18 protein-coding genes and 1 pseudogene are annotated in these 21,506 nt (G+C 68.3%); 12 read left to right on the top strand and 7 right to left on the bottom strand.

What is annotated here, in order from left to right; translation table 11 throughout:
• Window positions 1–16: 16 nt before the first annotated feature.
• From ASF57_RS00095 to ASF57_RS00080, 4 genes are all read right to left on the bottom strand, one after another.
• A complete protein-coding gene (locus tag ASF57_RS00095; protein WP_056480037.1) occupies window positions 17–1,363 on the bottom strand; it encodes a UDP-glucose/GDP-mannose dehydrogenase family protein in 1,347 nt (448 codons plus the stop codon).
• A 325-nt stretch (window positions 1,364–1,688) separates the two neighbouring features.
• A complete protein-coding gene (locus ASF57_RS00090) occupies window positions 1,689–3,026 on the bottom strand; it encodes a right-handed parallel beta-helix repeat-containing protein (RefSeq protein ID WP_210166818.1) in 1,338 nt (445 codons plus the stop codon).
• A gap of 830 nt (window positions 3,027–3,856) precedes the next feature.
• Window positions 3,857–4,066 (bottom strand): hypothetical protein, encoded by a 210-nt coding sequence (locus ASF57_RS00085; RefSeq protein ID WP_056189755.1) that lies wholly within the window; start codon window positions 4,064–4,066, stop codon window positions 3,857–3,859.
• A gap of 322 nt (window positions 4,067–4,388) precedes the next feature.
• The gene (locus ASF57_RS00080) at window positions 4,389–6,260 is read right to left on the bottom strand and encodes an ABC transporter ATP-binding protein (protein ID WP_056478700.1); all 1,872 of its coding nucleotides are present in this window, start codon (window positions 6,258–6,260) and stop codon (window positions 4,389–4,391) included.
• A gap of 104 nt (window positions 6,261–6,364) precedes the next feature.
• On the opposite strand from ASF57_RS00080, the gene ASF57_RS00075 reads away from it, so the two are divergent.
• From ASF57_RS00075 to hslU, 10 genes are all read left to right on the top strand, one after another.
• Window positions 6,365–6,832 (top strand): tRNA (cytidine(34)-2'-O)-methyltransferase, encoded by a 468-nt coding sequence (locus ASF57_RS00075; RefSeq protein WP_056189747.1) that lies wholly within the window; start codon window positions 6,365–6,367, stop codon window positions 6,830–6,832.
• 84 nt (window positions 6,833–6,916) lie between these two features.
• A complete protein-coding gene (locus ASF57_RS00070; RefSeq protein ID WP_056478697.1) occupies window positions 6,917–7,606 on the top strand; it encodes a PspA/IM30 family protein in 690 nt (229 codons plus the stop codon).
• Window positions 7,607–7,887: 281 nt separating this feature from the next.
• On the top strand, window positions 7,888–8,157 hold the full coding sequence (locus ASF57_RS00065) for a YiaA/YiaB family inner membrane protein (RefSeq protein WP_056189740.1): 270 nt from the start codon (window positions 7,888–7,890) through the stop codon (window positions 8,155–8,157).
• A gap of 56 nt (window positions 8,158–8,213) precedes the next feature.
• Window positions 8,214–9,134, top strand: coding sequence for an oxygen-dependent coproporphyrinogen oxidase (gene hemF / locus ASF57_RS00060; RefSeq protein ID WP_200935802.1), 921 nt, complete (start codon window positions 8,214–8,216; stop codon window positions 9,132–9,134).
• Window positions 9,131–9,718 (top strand): suppressor of fused domain protein, encoded by a 588-nt coding sequence (locus ASF57_RS00055; RefSeq protein WP_056478695.1) that lies wholly within the window; start codon window positions 9,131–9,133, stop codon window positions 9,716–9,718. The genes hemF and ASF57_RS00055 overlap by 4 nt, the downstream gene beginning before the upstream one ends.
• Complete coding sequence (locus tag ASF57_RS00050) at window positions 9,718–10,839, top strand: AAA family ATPase (RefSeq protein ID WP_056478692.1); 1,122 nt, start codon at window positions 9,718–9,720, stop codon at window positions 10,837–10,839. Before ASF57_RS00055 ends, ASF57_RS00050 begins: the two co-directional genes overlap by 1 nt.
• Window positions 10,840–10,936: 97 nt before the next feature.
• Window positions 10,937–11,473 (top strand): ATP-dependent protease subunit HslV, encoded by a 537-nt coding sequence (gene hslV, locus ASF57_RS00045; protein WP_056478689.1) that lies wholly within the window; start codon window positions 10,937–10,939, stop codon window positions 11,471–11,473.
• Between the two features lie 78 nt (window positions 11,474–11,551).
• A complete protein-coding gene (locus ASF57_RS00040; protein WP_056478680.1) occupies window positions 11,552–13,222 on the top strand; it encodes a HAMP domain-containing methyl-accepting chemotaxis protein in 1,671 nt (556 codons plus the stop codon).
• 171 nt (window positions 13,223–13,393) lie between these two features.
• Window positions 13,394–14,464: a hypothetical protein gene (locus ASF57_RS00035; RefSeq protein ID WP_056478677.1), complete on the top strand. Its 1,071-nt coding sequence runs from the start codon at window positions 13,394–13,396 to the stop codon at window positions 14,462–14,464.
• Window positions 14,464–15,777, top strand: a complete 1,314-nt coding sequence (gene hslU, locus ASF57_RS00030; protein WP_056189724.1) for an ATP-dependent protease ATPase subunit HslU — start codon at window positions 14,464–14,466, stop codon at window positions 15,775–15,777. The genes ASF57_RS00035 and hslU overlap by 1 nt, the downstream gene beginning before the upstream one ends.
• Before the next feature lie 64 nt (window positions 15,778–15,841).
• Here the strand turns inward: hslU and ASF57_RS00025 are convergent, their stop codons facing one another.
• From ASF57_RS00025 to ASF57_RS00015, 3 genes are all read right to left on the bottom strand, one after another.
• A complete protein-coding gene (locus ASF57_RS00025; RefSeq protein ID WP_056478675.1) occupies window positions 15,842–16,918 on the bottom strand; it encodes an MBL fold metallo-hydrolase in 1,077 nt (358 codons plus the stop codon).
• Window positions 16,919–16,998: 80 nt separating this feature from the next.
• Window positions 16,999–18,027, bottom strand: a complete 1,029-nt coding sequence (locus ASF57_RS00020) for an aromatic ring-hydroxylating dioxygenase subunit alpha (protein ID WP_056480030.1) — start codon at window positions 18,025–18,027, stop codon at window positions 16,999–17,001.
• Between the two features lie 525 nt (window positions 18,028–18,552).
• Window positions 18,553–19,125 (bottom strand): hypothetical protein, encoded by a 573-nt coding sequence (locus tag ASF57_RS00015; RefSeq protein ID WP_082503595.1) that lies wholly within the window; start codon window positions 19,123–19,125, stop codon window positions 18,553–18,555.
• A 168-nt stretch (window positions 19,126–19,293) separates the two neighbouring features.
• On the opposite strand from ASF57_RS00015, the gene pgeF reads away from it, so the two are divergent.
• Together pgeF and ASF57_RS26150 are read left to right on the top strand one after the other, a co-directional pair.
• The gene (gene pgeF, locus ASF57_RS00010) at window positions 19,294–20,151 is read left to right on the top strand and encodes a peptidoglycan editing factor PgeF (protein ID WP_056478668.1); all 858 of its coding nucleotides are present in this window, start codon (window positions 19,294–19,296) and stop codon (window positions 20,149–20,151) included.
• Window positions 20,152–20,377: 226 nt separating this feature from the next.
• A pseudogene (locus tag ASF57_RS26150) lies at window positions 20,378–20,968 on the top strand (porin family protein); the annotation flags it as partial.
• Window positions 20,969–21,506 lie beyond the last annotated feature (538 nt).

Genomic DNA, 21,506 nt, shown 5'->3' with positions numbered 1-21,506 from the left:
CCCGAACCTGTTCGCATTACACGGTGGCGTGTTCGTCGTCCGGGGTCGGCGACAGACTGTGCGCCTGTCCAACACCGGTGTAGCGGAAACCGCGGCGCTTAAGGTCCTCGGCCTTATAAACGTTGCGCAAATCGACCATCACCGGTGCAGTCATCACTGCGCGCAGGCGGACGAAGTCGAGCGCCCGGAAGGCATTCCACTCGGTAATGATCACCACTGCGTCGGCCCCGGTGGCACATTCGTAGGCGTCCCCGGCGTAGGTGACGTTCGACAGAAGCGCGCGAGAAGCTTCCATTCCCTCCGGATCATAGGCGCGAATCTTCGCGCCACCGTCTTGCAGGCCAGTGATGATCGAGAGCGAAGGCGCATCGCGCATGTCGTCGGTGTTGGGTTTGAAAGTCAGTCCCAAAATGGCAATCGTCTTTTCACGCACCGATCCGCCGCAGGCGAGGATCACTTTGCGGGCCATGGCGCGCTTGCGCTGGTCGTTCACCGAGACCACCGTCTCGACGAGGCGAACCGGGGTGCCGGCGTCCTGCGCCGTCTTCACAAGAGCGAGGGTATCCTTTGGGAAGCATGAGCCACCGTAGCCGGGGCCTGCATGCAGAAATTTCGAGCCGATGCGGTTATCAAGCCCGATGCCGCGGGCGACTTGCTGAACATTCGCCCCCACCTGCTCGCAGAGATCGGCGATTTCGTTGATAAAAGTGATCTTGGTGGCGAGGAACGCGTTCGCGGCGTACTTTGTAAGTTCCGCGGTGCGCCGGTCCGTGTAGAGGATTGGCGCCTGATTGAGATAGAGCGGGCGGTAGATCTCAGCCATGATGGCCGCGCCGCGTTCGCTGTCTGCACCGATAACAATGCGGTCGGGCCGCTTAAAGTCCTCGATGGCGGCGCCTTCGCGTAGGAACTCCGGATTCGAGACGACCGCAACCTCGGCGTCGGGCCTGGCGTTTCGGATGATGCGCTCCACCTCATCGCCGGTTCCGACAGGCACGGTAGACTTCGTCACCACAACGGTGAAACCCTTCAGCGCGTGCGCGATCTCGCGCGCGGCGGCATGCACGTAGGAGAGATCAGCGAAGCCATCACCGCGGCGGGACGGCGTACCGACAGCGATGAACACGGCGTCCGCTGCAGCGACTGCGCTGGCGAGATCGGTCGAGAACCTCAGTCGCCCATGACGAACATTCTCGGCCACCAGGGCTTCCAGCCCCGGCTCATAGATCGGCATGCGCCCGGCATTCAGAAGATCAATCTTACCCGCGTCGTTGTCTACGCAGGTCACCTGGTGGCCAAAATCCGCAAAGCAGGTGCCCGAGACGAGGCCGACATAGCCGGACCCAACCATCACGATGTGCATGACAAGCCTTTCCTTGCCGGTGCGCATGCCCGGCAACCGACGTCTCCGCGATCCGTGGCGCCTAGCAGCCCAGGATGCGATGATCCATCACGGAATCGATCGGCGCGGCTCGGAAACAGCCCATGAAGGCCGCCGGGATGCTGCGGCAGGGTGATCTCAATGAGACTTTGCCAAGTATTCAAAAATCGGACATGCCTATCGTTCGTCGCTGCCCCTATTGATAGCAGGTGCCGCCAAGAACGCTTCAACATACGCTAACGATGTTACGCACAGTCCCATCGTAGCTTGGAAAAATTCACGAAATTGGCCCGGAACAATGGGAAATCTACGGGTGACCCGGTCGATTGTCTTCGAAGGGTTTGAGTAGGATCGAACGTTCCATCCGATCGTAGTCTCTCCGGCGCACCAAGGCGTTCGTGGCATCCAGCACGTTTTCAAATCGCTTTACGCTCTCTTTCCGTGAAGCGACCTGTTCGTCGCTGCGTGTCAGGGGCGCCAGGCGAAGGCCGGCTGGACCGATGTTGCGCGTGAGGTTCTGCTCGCCGGAACGGGCCAAATCCCCAAAACGGAACGGCTCGCTGTTGAGAAAGACATTGTCCGTTAGGCTGTTGCGAGCGGCGGCCGGATTGTCAGCCAGGATCGTCGCCAAACCTGGATAGCGCTCACGCCACAGCTTCCCGCCGACCGGCATCGCCGCGTAGGCGGCCCGCAATTCCGATAGCGGGTCCGTGATTGCATCCTGGGCCCAGGTCCGGCCGCGTGCATCGACGTGGATCGCAGGGCTTGAATCCACGAAGAGGTTTTCGATGATGCGATTGTCGCGACCACCGCCGAGGAAGATTGGCTGATCGACCCGAACGAACAGGTTGTCCCGGACGGTGCTGCCGCTCGCCATATCGTCGAGATAGATCCCCTTGATCTCGAAGCCCGGTGCTGCGCGAATATCGTGCAGGTAGTTGTGCTCGATCACCGAACCCCGGGCGGACCAGTCGCGACCCGAATAAATCGCTCCACTATCCGTTGATTCCGAAAGGATACGAGTGATCTCGTTCCAGGCGACTCGGTGTTCGTTACCGCGCAAATGAATCGCGTACTCGTCGGTATCGTGAATGTAGTTGCCCTGGACGATCTGACCCACGCCATCGACCATGATCGCCGGGCTTTGAGTTCGCGCTGACTGGGCGTAATCGCTGATGCGACAATCCCGGACGAAGAGCCCGGCCGGAATCAGGCTGGGTCGATCGCCACCCGACAGACGCACGCCGCCAATTCCAGTTTCCGCAACGGTGCTGCGTTCGAGGCCACTGGCGGTCGATCGCTCGATTGACAGGGCCCGACCGGCGGTCCGCCGCAACCGTGAGCCGGAAATGACCACATCGGCCGCCTCGCTGATCCGAACCAGATCGCCCTGAGCCTGTTCCAGGGTCAGGGTCTGGATACGGAGATGTGACGCGCCTTCCACGCTCAGCAGGGTGTCGGTAACGGCCACCTCGACGGCGTCGGAGGGATCGCGCGGCCAGAGAAGGACGACGCCCCAGCCGGCGTCGCGCCACCACTCGCCGGGCGCGTCGAGTTCGCTGAGGGCGTGGACGATCCGGAAGCGGGCGCCCGAGGCGATGCCCTCGTAGGGTGTGGCCTCCAGGGTGAGGTGGTCGGGTGCCACGGCGGCGACCGGAAAGGTTTCGAACAGCCAGTTCCAGCGCCAGTAGCCCTCGGCCCAGAGTTCCGGCTCGCGCCGCCAGCGCGCGGAGCGGCCGTCCGCCAGGGCGAAGTGGGCCTTAGTTTCGCTGTGAGATGAGACGCTTAAACCGGACGCGGTCCTGGCCCAGCCGGTGTTCGGCCAGCGCGCCGGCCACAGGGCACCGGCGCGATCGAACAGCGCGAGGTGGACCGGGGCATCGCGCCGCGCGAGGGTGCGGGGCTCCTGGATGCGCTGGCCGGTGACCGAGGCGGGCAGGCGATAGACACGCAATTTCGCGCCTCGGTCGACCAAGAGGGTCGCGTCGAGGTCACGAGGAATTCCGTCCGGCGCAGGCACGAGCGGAACGGATCCGACGAGGCGCGTCGAACCGTCTGCGGCTCCGTATACCACCAGGGGAATCGCGGCTGTGCCGCTATCTTCGCGGCCGAACCGGACCGGCTCGGACAGACGATGAACGCCCGGAGCGAGCGCGATCGAAATCGCTTGACGCGGATCGGCGCGGCGCCAGCGTCGGCGCAAGGCCAGTGCCTCGGGAAGACTGGCGACCCGGACCTGGTCGACTGCTCGCTTCGGCGGCGTTCCGACGGCCTGAGGGTCGACCGTGATGACGAGGGGATCGGCAGCACAGGCCGGCGAGACGAGGCTGGACGACGAGAGCAGGAAGGAGCCGACGATCGCCAGCAGCGCCCATCGACGACGAGGAAGACCGGCGCCATGTCGCCACCAGGATCTCAATCGCCGCCCCCGCCCCTGCCCGTTGCCGCACCGGGAGGATGCGGCAGCGAGGCAGTTTAGGCGGTCGGGTAGGAGAACACACCCACCGACTTGTGGAAGTGTCCGGTCTCGCGCGCCCGATGACGGCGGGCCTTGTCGAGCAGGCGGCTATCGAGGCGCTCACCGCCGATATCGGCGAATTGCTGGTCGGTGAGATCGGCGATCTGACGAACAGATGCGCTCTCCTTCCAGGAGGACAGGAGATGGGTGAGGATTGCGTGTACCATGAGAGAGAACGTCCAAACGTGTCGATGCGGCGGGTCTGTGTGATCCCGTCGCCATGACCGGAATGTAGGCTTTGCCGCAGCGCAGCACGAGGGAGGATGCGGATGGGCTGCCATGCAGAGTGGGCATGAAACAGGCAGCGTTTGATTAACCTCTGAGCATATCTCCGCTAACCCTCTCCACGCACACGCGTTATTTCCGCCCCGATGCCGCCCACTTGAACGGAAAAGCGAAATGCGGCGCCATTCAGGGCTGAACCGATGTGCGACGCAGCACGCCGGCCTCGAGACCTGATTCCAATGGGGCGCCTGCCAAACCGCAACCCTATTCCGCAGCGGCCTCGTAGGTCCGAGCCGTCGCACCGTCACCGAGGAAACCGCCGGACTGGCGCTCCCACAGGCGGGCATAGAGACCGCCGCTGGCGATCAATTCGGCATGGGTGCCTTCCTCGATGATGCGGCCGGCATCGAGGACGATCAGCCGGTCCAGGGCCGCGATGGTCGAGAGCCGGTGGGCGATGGCCAGCACCGTCTTGCCCTGCATCAGGGTGTCGAGGCTTTCCTGAATCGCCGCCTCCACCTGCGAGTCGAGGGCGGAGGTCGCCTCGTCGAGAATCAGGATCGGGGCGTCCTTCAGGATCACCCGGGCGATGGCGATGCGCTGACGCTGGCCGCCCGAGAGCTTGACGCCACGCTCTCCAACCTGGGCGTCGTAGCCGGTGCGACCCTTGTGATCGACGAGGTCGCGGATGAAGCCGTCGGCCTGGGCCAGCCGCGCGGCGCGCTCCACCTCCGCCATCGTGGCATCGGGGCGGCCATACGCGATATTGTCGCGGATGGAGCGGTGCAGCAGCGATGTATCCTGGGTCACCATCGCGATGGCGCTGCGCAGAGAGGCTTGCGTGACGCCTGCGATGTCCTGCCCGTCCACCAGGATGCGGCCGCTCTCCAGGTCGTGCAGGCGCAGGAGCAGGGAGGTGATGGTGGTCTTGCCGGCGCCGCTGACGCCGACGAGCCCGACCTTCTCGCCCGCCCGGATATGCAGGTTCAGGTTCTCGATGATCGAGGCATCGTCGCGGCCGTAGTGGAAGCCGACCTTGTCGAAGCGGATATCGCCGCCGGCGACCGCCAGGGTCCCGGCATCGGGCCGGTCGGTGATGGCGTGCGGACGCGCGATGGTCTGCATGCTCTCCTGGATCACGCCGACATTCTCGAAGATGCCGCGCACGGTCTGCATGACCCAGCCCGACATCGCCATCAGGCGCAGCACCAGGGCGAGGCCGGCCGAGGCCTCGCCGGTGGTCATGCCGCCGCGCTGCCACAGGACCACGCAGACGGCGGCCGTCGACAGGATCAACAGGCTGTTGAGGAGGCCGAGCAGGGTCGTGGTGCTGCTCACCAACCGGAACTGGTGCAGGTAGGCCTTGGTGTGGATGTCGACGGCGTCGCGCACCGCCGCCCGCTCCTCGCGATCGCGGGCGAAGAGCTTGACCGTCAGGATGTTGGTGTAGCTGTCGACGATGCGCCCGATCAGGGCCGAGCGGGTGTCGGCGGTGACCAGCGATCGGGCGCGGGCGCGGGGCACGAACCAGCGGGTCAGCAGGGCGTAGGCGGCGATCCACACCACCACCGGGAGCGCGAGCCACAGGGAGATCGAGCCGAACAGGCCGACCGCCGTGACAGCGTAGATCGCCACGTAGAGCAGCGTGTCGATGAACACGACGGCGAGTTCGCGGACCGCCGGTCCGACCTGCACCACTCGGTTGGCGAGGCGCCCGGCGAAATCCGCCTGGAAATACGAGAGCGAGTGCCCGAGGGTGTAGAGGTGGGTGCGCCAGCGAATCTGGTTGGTGGATTGCGGCACCAGAAGCTGGTTCGACAGGATCTCGTGCAGCCAGATGGTGATCGGCCGGACCACGATCAGAAGACCGGCCGCCAGCATCAGAGCAGTGCCGTGCTCCTGCCAGAGGGTGGCGCGATCCGCCTTGTTCAGGAGGTCGATGAACCAGCCCATCAAGATGTAGAGCGAGGCCTCGACGGTCCCGGCCACGATCGCCACCACGAATAGGACGATCAGCGCCGACCGGACCGGGCGCAGGTAGAACCCGGCGAAGCCCATCACCGTCTTCGGCGGCATGCGCCCGTCGTCGAACGGCGCGAAGGTGTCGATTCGGCGTTCGAGCCAATCGAGGAACATGAGATCATCCGGTCGTTGCAGCGCTCCTTAGCTAAGCCGTCTTGACCGCCTGCCAACCGGGGGGCGATGCCGCACGGCCCAATCCGCTCGATGTGTCCGCCACCATGCTCCGCCTCGCCCTGTACCAACCCGACATCCCGCAGAACACCGGCACCCTCCTGCGCATGGCCGCCTGCCTCGGGGCCGCCGTCGAGATCATCGAGCCGGCCGGCTTCGACGTCTCCGATCGGCACCTGCGCCGCTCGGGGCTGGACTACCTCGACCACGTGGCGGTGACCCGCCACCGCTCGTGGCAGGCGTTTTCGGATTGGCGCCGGGCCGAGAACATCCGGCTCGTTCTCGCCACGACCCAGGGGGCCCTGCCCTATACCGACTTCGCCTACCGGCCCGGCGACTGCCTGCTGATGGGCCGGGAATCGGCGGGGGTGCCCGATGCGGTCCACGCGGCCGCCGACGCACGGGTCGTGGTGCCGATCCGTCCGGACCTGCGCTCGCTCAACGTCGCGGTGTGCGCCGCCATGATCCTCGGGGAGGCCCTGCGCCAGACCGGCGGCTTTCCGACGGCATATTGAACGGCGTGCAATATCGCACTTGAACGCTGTTCAAACCGTGCGACATCCGGGTGGTGGACAGCGTCCCCGCACCCGGAGGCCATCATGCTCAGACTGTTTCGCACCCTCGCCCGCGGCGCCGCCGCCAAGGCCGAAGAGGACCTCTTCGACCGCAACGCCCTCCTGATCCTGGACCAGCAGATCCGTGAGACCCGGGCGGCCCTGGAACGCAGCCGGCAGGCCCTGGCGGCCTCGATGGCCGGGGATCGGGCCGAGGAACGTCGCCTCGTCGCGGTCGAGACCCGCGCCGCCGACCTGGAAACCCGCGCGGTGGCGGCGCTCCATGCGGGACGCGACGACCTCGCGGGGGAAGCCGCCGAGGCGATCGCCGAACTCGAATCGGAGCGCGACGCCATCCGCGCAGCCCGGACCCGGTTCGCCGTCGAAATGGCCCGCATCCGCGCCGTGGTGGCCGACGCCACGCGGCGGCAGGCGGAGTTGGAACGAGGCCGGCGCCTCGCCGCCGCGGCCGAGACCGCCCGGCGCCTGCGGGTCGCCTCCGCGCCGCAGGACCGCGCCACACTGACCGAAGCGGAGGCGACGCTGGCGCGCCTGCGCACCCTCCAGGCGGAGGCCGAGGACACCGAGGCGGCCTTACGCGCGGTCGAGCCCGGGATCGACATGGCCGCACGGATGGAGCGCGCGGGCTTTGGCCCGAGCACCCGCCCGAGCTCGTCGGCGATCCTCGACCGCCTGCGCTCGAGGGCCGAGGCGGCCCGAGCCCACGCGGGCTGACGTCCTCCGACAGCGCTTTGTCTGGCACCACCCGTGTTTCTCGATCTCGGGCTCCGCAGCGCGGTTCCCGAACGACAAAGCGTGCCGGGATGGTCGACGCCCCCAAACGTCTGCTGCGGTCGCTCGGCACCGCAAAAACCTCCGGCACCGCAAAAACATCCGGCACCGCGAGAATCGCCCGGCACAGCAAGAAATAGGAAGCGCGGCGACCTTCGTCGTACCCAACCCGAAATCCGCTTTTCCCGCTCCCCGAAACGACACCCTCTCCAAGGAACATCATCATGACCAACGAGACCACGCAGCATTCCGGCGCCTGGGTTGCCTTCACCTACGCGTCGTTCATCGGCTCCGCCGCGATGGTGAGCCTCGGCATCCTGTTCATGCCCATCGACATCTGGATCAAGGGCTACCTCGCCATGGGCACGATCATGCTGGTGCAGTCCTGCATCACCGCCACCAAGACCCTCCGCGACGTCCACGAGGGCCGGCGCATGGTCAACCGCATCGAAGACGCCAAGACGGAGCGGCTGCTGATGTCCGTCAAGGATTGATGGCGATCTGGCGAATTGACGGGCGGGCGGCGGGATGGGACATCCCCCGCATGTCGATGCCAGATTCCAACGTCCCGCCCCTGCCCGAGGCTGAGCGCGACGCCCTCAAGGGCGCGGCGACGGCCTGGTTCACCACCCTGCGCGACCGGATCGTGACCGCGCTCGAGGCGATCGAAGCCGAGGCGACCGGGCCGTTTCATCCCGATGCCCCGACCGCGCCGGGACGCTTCGAGAAGACCCCCTGGCAGCGCACCGACCACACCGGCGCGCCGGGTGGCGGCGGCACCATGGCGATGATCAAGGGCCGCGTGTTCGAGAAGGCCGGCGTCCACGTCTCGGCCGTGCACGGGGAGTTCGCTCCGGAGTTCCGTGCCCAGATGCCGGGCGCGGCCGAGGACCCGCGCTTCTTCGCCACCGGCATCTCGCTGATCGCGCATCCGTGGAACCCGAACGTTCCGACCGTGCACATGAACACCCGCTTCGTGGTGACCACCAAGACGTGGTTCGGCGGCGGCGCCGACCTGACCCCGGTGCTCGATCGGCGACGGACACAGGACGATCCCGATTCGGTCACCTTCCACGCGGCCATGAAGGAAGCCTGCGACGCGCATGCGCCCGCCGCCGACTACGCCCGCTACAAGGCCTGGTGCGAGGAGTACTTCCACCTCAAGCACCGCAACGAGCCGCGGGGCATCGGCGGCATCTTCTACGATTACCACTGGACCGGCGACCCCCAGGCCGATCTCGCCTTCACCCGCGACGTCGGCGGCGCCTTCCTGAAGGCCTACCCGGCCATCGTGCGCGCCAATATGGGGACGCCCTGGACCGAGCAGGACCGGCTGGAGCAGCAGGTCCGACGCGGGCGCTACGTCGAGTTCAACCTGCTCTACGACCGCGGTACGATCTTCGGCCTGAAGACCGGCGGCAACGTCGCCTCGATCCTGTCGTCGCTGCCCCCGACGGTGCGCTGGCCGTGAGCGCCCCTCCGGCGGACATCACGGAGACCAACCGCGCCGTGGCCCGGATGCTGGCTGGGGCCTTCGGGGGGCGCCCCTCCGTCGCCCGCCACGCCGACGAGGCCGGGCGCAGCCACGTCGACATCCTGATCTGCCGCGAGGCGCCCCGCCCCGGCCTCACCGCCGGCGCGACGGTGACCCTGGCCAATCACCCGCTCTACCAGGACGGCGCGGAGTTTCCCGGGCGCTGCGAGATCCTCGGCGTCGGCACCGACCCGGATTTCGCGCGCATCCTGGCGGCCTGCGCCTTCCAGGTGATCAACGGGCGCTGGTTCCTCGCCCCCGGCATCGTCTTCCCGGGCGTCCTCGCGGGCACCGGCCTGTCGACCCCCCTCGCGCATGTGCTGTTCGTGCCGCCGGTGGCGTTCGAGGCCCGACTGCAGGCGCCTCCCGCGTTCGACACGGCCCTCGCCTTTCTCCAGGCGGTACCGATCTCGGAAGCCGAGTACGCCTTCGCGCAGGAATCCGGCGGCGATGCCCTGGAGGACGTGTTCGACGGACGCGGCACCGATCTGTTCGACCTTGGCCGGGCCTCGGTGTTCTGATGGCCGAGACCGATCTGCCGACCCGCTTCGCCCCCCAGCAGGACGCCGCCCTGAAGGCGATCGCGGAGTGGCGCAAATCGATTGGCCAGCAGGTGTTTCGCCTGTTCGGCTATGCCGGCACCGGCAAGACCACCCTGGCCCGGCGCATCGCCGACGATGTCGAGGGCACGGTGGTGTTCGGGGCCTTCACCGGCAAGGCCGCCTCCGTGATGCGCCAGAAGGGCTGCCACGACGCGGCGACGATCCACAGCCTGATCTATCGCACCAAGGAAACCGAGGAGGGCGGCCCCGCCTTCACCCTGAACCGCACCGGGCCGGTCTCGAAGGCCGAACTCATCATCATCGACGAGTGCTCGATGGTGGATTCCGACCTCGGCAACGACCTCCTGTCCTTCGACAAGCCGGTGCTGGTGCTCGGCGACCCGGCCCAGCTGCCACCGGTGCGCGGCGGCGGCTTCTTCACGGAAGCCGAGCCCGACGTGATGCTCACCGACGTCCACCGGCAGGCCGCCGACGACCCGATCGTCCGCATGGCCATGACGGTGCGCGAGGGCGGGCGCCTCAGCCTCGGCGATTACGGCGAGAGCCGCATCGTCTCGCGCCGGTCGATCGATCCGGCCGTGGTGTTGCAGGCCGACCAGGTGCTGGTGGGCATGAACAAGACCCGGCGGCTCTACAACAACCGTCTGCGCGAGCTGGCCGGCCACACCGACCCGATGCCGGCGGTGGGCGAAAAGCTGGTCTGCCTGCGCAACGACCGCACCAAGGGCCTGCTCAACGGCTCGACCTGGACGGTGCATGCCCAGCGTTCCTCGCCACGCTCCGACACGGTGCGCCTCGACGTGGTGCCGGAGGACGATCCGGCCCTGCGGCGCCGCCCGGTCGACATCAAGGTCCTCAAGGCCGTGATGTCGGGCTCCGAGGAGGAGATCCCGGCCTTCCTGAAGCGCGAGACCGACGAGTTCACCTACGGCTACGCCCTCACGGTCCACAAGGCGCAGGGCTCGCAATGGGACGACGTGGTCCTCTTCGACGAATCCTTCGCCTTCCGCGAGCACCGGGCGCGCTGGCTCTATACCGGGCTGACCCGGGCGGCGCGGCGCATCACCGTGGTGATGTAGGCCCGGTGGCATTCGGGCCCGGGCGCGCCTACCTGCCTCCCCACACAACCGAATTCAGGAGCCCGCCTTGGCGCACGATCAGAACGGCCCGCCGCAGATGCATGCCACCACGATCCTCATGGTCCGCAAGGGCGGCCGGGTGGTGATCGGCGGCGACGGGCAGGTCAGCCTCGGCCAGACCATCGTCAAGGGCAACGCCCGCAAGGTCCGGCGGCTGGCCAAGGGCGCGGTGATCGGTGGCTTCGCGGGCGCGACCGCCGACGCCTTCACCCTGTTCGAGCGGCTGGAGGCCAAGCTGGAACAATATCCCGGCCAGCTCACCCGGGCCTGCGTCGAGCTGACCAAGGACTGGCGCACCGACCGCTACCTGCGCCGCCTCGAGGCCATGATGCTGGTCGCCGACAAGGAGGTCAGCCTGCTGCTCTCGGGCGCCGGCGACGTGCTGGAGCCGGAGAGCGGTGTCATGGCGATCGGCTCGGGTGGCAATTACGCCCTGTCCGCCGCGCGCGCGCTCGAAGACAGCAGCCACGACGCCGAAGAAATTGTGCGCCGCGCCATGCGGATCGCGGCTGAAATCTGTGTCTATACCAATGGGAGTCTCGTGATCGAGACGCTGGAAACGTCTGAAAACTAACCAAGCGCCACACGTTAACGGAAGTTTTCAGGAACCTGCCTAGCACCTTGGGTGCAAGGTTGGGGCAGGTTCTTGAAAATGACGATCAAGACGAAGATTCTGTTGTTCGTTCTCTCTTGCGGGGCGATCACCCTGCTGGTCGCCGGGATCGGGATCAGCACCCTCTCGGCCTTCAACGGGTCGATGGAGGCGTCCCGGATGGCGGCCCGCCGCGCCCTTGACGCCGCGAACGTCAACCGCCTCGTCACCAACGTCGTTCTCGAATCCCGGGGCGTCTACGCCGCCAAGGATACGGCCGATGCACGGAAATACGCCGATCGGCTGCGCCAGAATCTGACGGCCATGAACCGCCTGCTCACCGAGTGGGGCGGCCGCATTCCGGCGGAGGAGCGGGCGCAGTTCGAGCGCGTCGTCCAGGGCGCCGCCACCTTCACGACCCTGCGCCAGGAGATCGCCCGCCTCGGCACCGAGGTCGCCCCTGCGGCTGCGGCCGAGCAGGGCTTCAACGAGGCCAACCGGGCCAACCGGCAGGCCTTCCAGGATTCGATCGACGTGCTGGTGGCGAGCGGCCAGGCGCAGGTCACGGCCATCGACGCCGCCACCGACGCCCTCTACGCCAACCGCCTGACCCTCCTGTTCGCGCTGGCCATCGGCGGCACCCTGGCGAGCCTCGTGCTCGGCGGCCTGATCGGACATCGCCAGATCGCAGCGCCGCTCGCCAGCGTCACGGCGGCGATCCGGCGCCTGTCCGGGGGCGACCTCGATCTGCCGTCGGTCAAGCCGAGCCGGGACGAGATCGGCGCGATCTGGTCGAGCATGCAGGTCTTCGCCCACTCGATGCGCGAGGCCGAGGCCCTGCGCCAGACCCGGGACGAAGCGGCCGGCCTCGCCTCCACCCGCCGCCGCGCCGAGCGCAGCGAACTCGCCGACCGGTTCCAGGGCAGCGTCGGCGCCCTGGTGGGCAACCTCTCGAACGCCGCCGCCGAGATGGAGGAGACCGCCCGGGCCATGTCGGCCAATGCCGAGCGCACCAACCGCCAGTCGGCGGCGGTGATGCAGGCCGCCGAGGACACCGCGCAGAACGTTCAGGCGGTCGCCGCCGCTACCGAGGAACTGGCCGCCACCGCCAACGAGATCGGCCATCAGGTGAGCCAGACCTCCGCCGCCGCGGCCAACGCCGTCGAGAGCACTCGTCTGACCAACACCCGGGTCGAGGCCCTGGCCCAGGGCGCCGCCCGCATCGGCGACGTGGTGGCGCTGATCTCCAGCATTGCCGGCCAGACCAATCTGCTGGCGCTGAACGCCACCATCGAGGCCGCCCGCGCGGGCGAGTCGGGCCGTGGCTTCGCCGTGGTCGCCTCCGAGGTGAAGACACTGGCGGCTCAGACCGCCAAGGCCACCGACGAGATCACCGCCCAGATCACCATGATCCAGGCCGCCACCCGCGAAACCGTGGAGGCGATCCGCGAGATCGGCACCACCATCGGCAGCGTGCACAGCATCGCGGTCGGCGTCGCGGCAGCGGTGGAGGAGCAGCAGGTCGCCACCCAGGAGATCGCCCGCAGCGTCAGCGACGCCGCGCGGGGCACCCAGGACGTGACCCAGACCATGGCGGAGGTCCAGGGCGCGGCGGTGGAGGTCGGAGCCGGGGCCGCCCAGGTCCTTGCCTCGGCGGCCGAACTCGCCCGCCGTTCGAACACCCTCGACGCCGAGGTCACGCACTTCGTCGGGTCGATCCGCGCCGCGTGAGACGCCGGAACAACCGGACTCGGACGATCGAACCGCGATGAGGGGGCGGGCACGACTGGAAAGCACGGCGCCGGGCGCTTAAGTCCGGACCGTGCGCCAGCCCGACCCCTTTCCTGCCCGACGCGGCATCGCCCTTGCTCATCGCCGGGCGACCCTCCGCGAGGTTCCGTCGTGATCACCATCGACCACCTCCGCCGCGCCGTGGCCGAGGGCATCATCACCGATGTGCAGGCGAACGCTCTCGATCGCTTGGCCCGGGCGGGTGCGATGCTCCCACCCGGCCTCGAAGAGCCGCGCGACGACGAGCGCCTGCGCTTCGTCTCGGGCTTCGCCGACATCTTCGTCACCCTCGGGCTGTTCCTGTTCCTCGGCGCCTGCGCGCATTTCGGACTGTCGGCGCTGGGTCCGGCCGCGGGCTATGCCCTGATCGCCGTCCTGGCCTGGGGCCTTGCCGAATTCTTCACCCTCCGTCGCCGCATGGCCCTGCCCAGCATCGTGCTGCTGGTCCTGTTCGCCCTGGCGGTACAATCGTCGGTGGCCTTCGGGCTCGCCGGTTCCGGCCTTGCCGGGTCGAGCTGGCCGACGCTGTTCGACCTGATGACGGCGGACCGCCTCGGCCCGGCCCCGCTGATCGGCAGCGGGCTCGCGACCCTCGCGCTGGTGACCCTGCATTATCGGCGCTTCGCCGTGCCGATCACCGTGGCGGCGGGTGCGGCGTCGCTCGGCGCCCTTCTCTTCGGAGTTCTGCTCGCCGTTGCGCCGGATCTGACCCTTGCGGCGCACAATGGCGTGTTCATCGCTGCCGGCCTCGGCGTCTTCGCCCTGGCCATGCGGTTCGACCTGTCCGACCCGGCCCGCGTCACCCGCCGCACCGATATCGCCTTCTGGCTCCACCTCCTGGCCGCGCCCCTGATCGTGCATCCGATCCTGGGCAACCTGACCGCCGGCGGCGGACAGGCGGCGACCCTCGGCGTGCTGGCGATCGTGCTCGGCCTCGCCGGCATCGCCCTCGCGGTAGACCGGCGCGCGCTGCTGGTCTCCGGCCTCGTCTATGCCGGGATCGCCCTCGGGTCGCTGGTGCGGGACGCCGGGTTCGCCGGCAGCACGATCCCGCTGAGCCTGCTCACGCTGGGGGCCTTCATCCTGGCGCTCAGCGCCGGATGGCACCCCTTGCGCGCCCTCGTGCTGCGCGCCCTCCCCCGCCCCCTGGCAGTCCGGCTGCCTCATCCGATCGGAGCGTGATGACCACCTTCTCTCCCCGCGAGATCGTCTCGGAACTCGACCGTTTCATCGTCGGACAGGGCGACGCCAAGCGCGCCGTCGCCATCGCGCTGCGCAACCGCTGGCGCCGGCAGCAGCTCACCGGCCCCCTGCGCGAGGAGGTCGCGCCGAAGAACATCCTGATGATCGGCCCCACGGGCTGCGGCAAGACCGAGATCGCCCGACGCCTCGCGCGCCTCGCCGGCGCGCCCTTCCTCAAGATCGAGGCCACCAAGTTCACCGAAGTCGGCTATGTCGGCCGCGACGTGGAGCAGATCGTACGCGACCTCGTGGAGGTCGGCATCGGCCTCAAGCGCGAGGAGAAGCGCCGCTCGGTGAAGGCCAAGGCCGAGGCGGCCGCCGAGGCCCGCATCCTCGACGCCCTGGTCGGCCCGACCGCGAGCCAGGCCACCCGCGACAGCTTCCGCAAGAAGCTCCGAGCGAGCGAGCTGGACGACAAGGAGGTCGAGATCGAACTGGCCGGCGGATCGCCGGGCGGCCTGCCGATGTTCGAGATTCCCGGCATGCCGGGGGCCTCCATGGGCGCGGTCAATCTCGGAGACATGCTCGGCAAGGCGCTCGGCGGCCAGAAGGGCAAGCCGCGCCGGATGACGGTGAAGGACGCCTACGCCCCGCTGCTGGCCGAGGAGTCCGACAAGCTCGTGGATGCCGAATCCCTCACCCAGGAAGCGATCCGCGAAGTCGAGGACAACGGCATCGTCTTCCTCGACGAGATCGACAAGATCTGCGCCAAGGAAGGGCGCTCCTCGGCCGACGTCTCCCGCGAGGGGGTGCAGCGCGATCTGCTGCCTCTCATCGAGGGCACCACGGTCGCGACGAAGCACGGACCGGTGAAGACCGACCACATCCTGTTCATCGCCAGCGGCGCGTTCCACGTCTCCAAGCCGTCCGACCTTTTGCCGGAGTTGCAGGGCCGCCTGCCGATCCGGGTCGAGCTGCAACCGCTGACGGTGGAGGATTTCCGCCAGATCCTGACCTCGACGGAGGCGAGCCTGCTGAAGCAGACCGTGGCGCTGATGCAGACCGAGGGCGTCACCCTCGAATTCAGCGAGGACGCGGTGGATGCGCTCGCCCGCGTCGCCGTCGACGTGAACAACTCGGTGGAGAATATCGGCGCCCGCCGCCTCCAGACCGTGCTGGAGCGCGTCATCGACGAGATCTCCTTCACGGCCACCGACCGCTCCGGCGAGACCGTGCCGATCGATGCCGAGTACGTGCGGTCGCGGGTGGAGAGCCTGGCGGCGAACGCGGATCTGAGCCGGTTTATTCTGTAGCGGCAGGCTCGCGGAAAGCCGTCACGACGCGGCATTCCGGGCGGAGGTCGGGAGCCTGCGCCGTTCAGGCCTGCCAGACCTGCCCCGGCCGCATCGCGAGGAACCTTTCCGGCGCGAGGCCGGTCTCGGCGCAGGCGGCCGCGAGGGCCTCGACCGGCTGCTCGATCCCCTCGTCGGTGAGCTGGAAGGTGCCCCAATGGTGGCCGAGCATCTGGTCGGCGCCGAGGAGCAGCCCGGCCTCGACCGCCTCGGCCGGGTTCATGTGCTGGTCCTTCATGAACCAGCGCGGCTCGTAGGCGCCGATCGGCAGGGTGGCGAGCCGCGGCGGGCCGAACCGAGCCCGGGCCTCGCGAAAACTCGCCCCGTCGCGCAGGCCGGTATCGCCCGAATGGTAGTGGACGCCCACCGGCGTGGTGAGGACGAAGGAGCACCACAGGGCCATGCGCCGGTCGTTCACCCCGCGCGCCGACCAGTGGTTGGCGGGGGTGAGGTGAACCGTGAGACCGCCGCCGAGATCGACCGACTCGCCCCAGTCGCGCGTCTCCACATGCATGGTGTCGTCGTAGCCGCGCAGGATCGCGTCGTTGCCGAGCGGTGCGAGGATCAGCGGCTGATGGGCCTGCCAGAGCCGCGCCACCGTCGGCCCGTCGAGATGGTCGTAATGGTTGTGGGTGAGCAGCACCGCGTCGATCGGAGGCAGGTCGGCATAGGCGATCCCCGGCGGATTGACCCGCTTCGGTCCGGCGAAGCGCACCGGACTGGCGCGCCGGGCATAGACGGGATCGACCAGGATGTTCCGGCCCGCCACCTGGAACAGGTAGCTGGCGTGCCCGATCAGGGTGACGCGCAGGCCTGCATGCCGCTCGGGCGGGACGTCCGTCGCGAAGGGGCTCGGGTGGTAGGACGGCCATGTCTGGCGCGGCGGGCTGTCGATGCCGCGCCGCGTGCGCCAGCGGGCGAGATCACCGAGGCTGGCATCGGCCGGCTGGTCGACGCCGTGGAAGCGCAGACCGTCGAAATGGTCGCTGCGGGGGCCCCGGTAATAGGGATTGCGGCCCCGCCGGTGCGCGGCATAGCCGACCCCGCCGAGCGTCATCACGGTGGCGGCGCTCAACGCCTTGATCAAACTATGCCGTTTCATTCCCCCGAGATGGCGGCTGCGGCGCCGCGATCAAGCGGCGCGGCCGAGCATCGCAGATTCAGGGGAACGTCGCGGCTCGATCACGAGCGCCAGCGCAGTTCCTGCGTGGCGAGCGGGGTGACGAAATCGCGGCCCTCACGGGCGGCCTGCAGGGCCTCGCGCTTCAGGCGGAAATACCATTGCGACGGCAGGTCGCCCTGGCCGAACAGCACCATGGTGGGTTTGCGATCGAGGCCGGCCTGGGCGTGCTGGAGCACCTGCTGGTCCTGCGTCAGGAACTGGCGCATCAGCGGCCGGGCGATGGGCTTCAGCAGGTTCAGGGCCGGCATGTTCCAGTACAGCGCGTTGGTGAGCATCGTGCGGTTCTGGGTCAGGGGCGTGGCGAAGGTGTAGTTCGCGACCCGCTTGGTGCCCGCCTCGATCCGCTCCAGGCGCACCCCCGGCAGGCGGAACTCGATCTCGACGGAGGGCGCGCCGCCGAGCAGCCGGTAGACCGGGGAACTCGTGGTGGTGGCGTGGCTCGTCATGGTGAAGCCGTGCGGGGTCGGCGTGAAGGTCTTGACCTTCTCGCGCAGCTCCTTCGAGGGCCGGAACCACCAGGAATCGTGGACGAAGGCGACGTGGCCGGGATCGACGAGGCTCAGCGTCGTCAGGTCGAACGAGGCTTCGACCACCAGTTCCACCACCACGCAGCCAGCCGGCGCGAAGCCGAGTTCCGGCAGGGCGGCCGCGGGTGAGCCGGTCGGCGGCCCGAGATAGGGATTGACCCAGGCGAAGCCCGCGCTCTCCCGGATCGGGAAGCGCTGCACGGCGATGCGCGAAAAATCGGCGTTGTCGCGGGCCGACAGCGTCGGGACGTCGCGGCAGCGCCCGTCGGTGCCGAAGCGCCAGCCGTGGAACGGGCAGGTCAGGGCGTCGCCGTCGAAGCGGCCCTTCGACAGGGCCATGCCGCGATGGGGGCAGCGGTCGCGTAGCGCGAAGGGCGCGCCGGAGGCCTCACGGCCGAGGACGATCTGCTCCCCGTTCAGCTCGACGGCGCGCAACGCACCCGCCTTCAGGGCATCCGAGCGGCCGACGCAGTACCAGGCGTCGGGCAGCGGCTGACGCATGGCATCCGGATGCAAGGCGTCCGAGTGGATGGCGTCCGAGTGGATGGCGTCCGAGTGGATGGCGTCCGGGTCGAGCGCCGCCTCGTCGGGCGCCGGCATCCGCAGGGCTGTGGACATGGGGTGGGGTCGGTCCGTGGCCGGTGGGCGACACACGGGGCCGCTCCACCCTGGGGAGAAGGCCTGACGCTTTAGACCTCCGGTGAAGCCGAGGCCAGCGCAGTGCTCGCCCGACCCGGACTGGGTCGGGAGGGGAGCGGCGGATGGGCGCGGCCGACCCCCTTTTCAAACCCGCCGGGGCTCACTAGCTTTGGCTCACCCGCAACGAACGAAAGGAGGTGATCCAGTGTCTCATTGTCATCAGCCGCTCACCCCGGCCCCCCGGACCTGGACCGTCGCCTCCGGCGCAGCCTTCTAGCGCTCGACGCGAACGAGACAGTTTCGGCCGGACACGAGTGGTTCGGCAATGGAAGGGCCGCCCTGCGAGGGGCGGCCCTTCGGTGTTTCAGGCCCCCGAAACGGGTGGTCTCAGACCGCGCTGCGGTGCTGGAAGATCGGCTGGGCCAGAGCCTCGGCCCGCGCCGCCCACAGGTCGCGCTCGCTGCGCATCTCGCTGAAATTCGCCGCATCGGCGGTGATCCGGACGCGCAGATCGCGGATTTCCTGCTCGAACTCGGCCTGAAGCGCGACGAGATGGTCGCGCTCGCCCCGGACCGTCTCCAGATCGCGCATCTCCTCCTCGACATGGGCGCGCAGGCTACGCAGCTCGCGGGCGATGACGCCCTGGAGCGCGTCGTAGCGGTCGGTCTCGACCTTGAGCTTCGCCTTCAGCATGATGTTCTCCGCCATCAGGTCCGAGACGTCCGCATCTTCGGCACTGGCCGGTGCCGGCGTCACCACCCGTGGGGTCCACGACTTGTTAGTCTCGGGCGCCCGGGTTTCCGGGGCCGTTTCAGCGAGGCGGGCAGCCTCGCGGACGGGCGTCGCGGCGGCGGGCGTCTCGGTGACCGCCTTCATGGCCGCGAGCCAGTCACGCAGCGGCCCGGGTTGAGGCCGGGCGGCCGGGTCGTACGGGGATGGGTGACGGGCGGCTTCCGACATCGGCTGGTCCTCGACTCTTGAGAATCATCCGATCAAAACATGCTTAACGAAGCGTAAAGAACGCCGCCGTCAGGGTGTGCCGAAGCTGATTTCACCCCGCTCCTGTCTGAGCGCCCAGGTCTCGGCTCCGGCGCCCCGTCCCCTTCCCTCTTCAGGACCGAAGACGCCATGACGCGTGACACCGCCGATGCCCTCGACTCCTCCGTCCTCGAATCCTCCGCGCTCGAATCCTCCGCTCTCGCCGGCCTGCCGGGGATCCGCCACGCCTTCTTCACCCGGCGCGGCGGGGTGTCCGAGGGACTCTATGCGGGGCTCAATGGCGGGCTCGGCTCCGATGATGCGCCCGCGCATGTGGCCGAGAACCGGCGCCGGATGTGCGCCCGCCTCGGCGTGGCGGAAGATCGGCTGATCAGCCTGTATCAGGTTCATTCCGCCGAGGTGGTGGTGGTCGAAGGGCCGATACCCCTGGATCAGCGCCCGAAAGCGGACGCGATGGTGACGCGCGTGCCCGGCCTGGCGCTCGGAATCGCCACGGCCGATTGCGGCCCGATCCTGTTCGCCGACGCGCAGAACCGCGTGGTCGGCGCCGCCCATGCGGGCTGGAAGGGTGCACTCACCGGGGTGATCGGTGCCACGGTCGACGCCATGGTGCGCCTCGGCGCCGAGCGCAGCCGCATCGTCGCGGTGCTGGGTCCGACGATCGGTCAGGCTTCGTACGAGGTCGGCCCGGATTTCATCGCGCGCTTCCATGCGGAAGCCCCGGGTTTCGAGCGCTTCCTGAGGCCGGGGCTGCGCGCGGAGCACGCGCAGTTCGACCTTCCCGGCTTCATCGCCGCGCGCCTCGCCGAGAGCGGAATCGGCACGGCCGGCGATCTCGGGCGCTGCACCTACGCGGACCCGGAGCTGTTCTACAGCTATCGCCGGACCACCCACCGCCGGGAACCGGATTACGGCCGCCTGATCTCGGCCGTCGCCCTCGCCGACGGATCCGACCAGCCCCCCGCGACAATCTGTCAGGGTCGTTAACGCGGAAAAGCGTGGCCGCAGATGAACCTTGGCCATTCGCGGACGTTCGGTGTTCACGGAGTGGGTAAGAATAAGACGAGCATCGCCACAAAGGGGCCGCGTTCACGGCGGCTGGCGTGTTCGTAACGCAACAGCTTCTTGCACGCTGCTGGATTAAAGACGGGGAACTGCAGCGGACGCCACCAGCAAAAGTGGTGCCGTTGTCCAACGGTTAGAGGACCAGACCATGAAATCCTTCCTTCGCGGCGCCACCGCGCTCGCCGGCATCGCACTCGCCGGTTCCGCTTTCGCTGCCGACCTGCCGCGTCGCCAGGCTCCGCCGCCGGTATTCGTGCCGGTGCCGGTGTTCACCTGGACGGGCTTCTACGCCGGTTTCAACGCCGGTTACGGCTTCGACGCCTCCAGCCGCGACACCAACGTCTACAACAACGTGTTCCCGAACCTCGTGCGTGGCCCGAACGGCCTCGTCGGCGCCGGCGGTCCGTCGCAGGTCGCCTACTCGAACAACTCCAACGAGGGTTTCACGGGCGGTGGTCAGATCGGCTACAACTACCAGTTCACCCCGGGTTCGGGCGTGGTCGTCGGTATCGAAGCTGACGCCCAGTACGTCGACTTCGGCCGCAGCCGCAACAACTCRATCCTGACCCCCGGCTTCACCGCCGTCCCCGGCGTCACCTTCGTCGATCCGCGCGGCACCGCCAGCCTCGACTACTTCGGCACCGTCCGCGGYCGCCTCGGCTACGCCTTCGACCGCACCCTCGTGTACGGCACCGGCGGCTTCGCCTACGGCGCCGGCAGCAACGAGCGTTCGTTCGGCCTCGTGCGTGGCCCGAACGGCCTCGTCGGCGCCGGCGGTCCGTCGCAGGTCGCCTACTCGAACAACTCCAACGAGGGTTTCACGGGCGGCGGTCAGATCGGCTACAACTACCAGTTCACCCCGGGTTCGGGCGTGGTCGTCGGTATCGAAGCTGACGCCCAGTACGTCGACTTCGGCCGCAGCCGCAACAACTCGATCCTGACCCCCGGCTTCACCGCCGTCCCCGGCGTCACCTTCGTCGATCCGCGCGGCACCGCCAGCCTCGACTACTTCGGCACCGTCCGCGGCCGCCTCGGCTACGCCTTCGACCGCACCCTCGTGTACGGCACCGGCGGCTTCGCCTACGGCGCCGGCAGCAACGAGCGTTCGTTCGGCGGCTTCCGCGGCAACGACGACTTCCGCACCGGCTGGGCCGCTGGTGGTGGCATCGAGTACGCGCTCCCCACCGACTCGTTCCTGAACTTCTTCCGTTCCTCGGCCGTCACGCTCAAGGTCGAAGGCCTGTACGTGAACCTCGACCCTGTACGTGAACCTCGAC

It is taken from the genome of Methylobacterium sp. Leaf117 (genome assembly GCF_001422985.1).
GTDB lineage: Bacteria > Pseudomonadota > Alphaproteobacteria > Rhizobiales > Beijerinckiaceae > Methylobacterium.
Note: the sequence above shows the minus strand (reverse complement) of the source record. Positions and strands in the feature narration are given on the sequence as shown.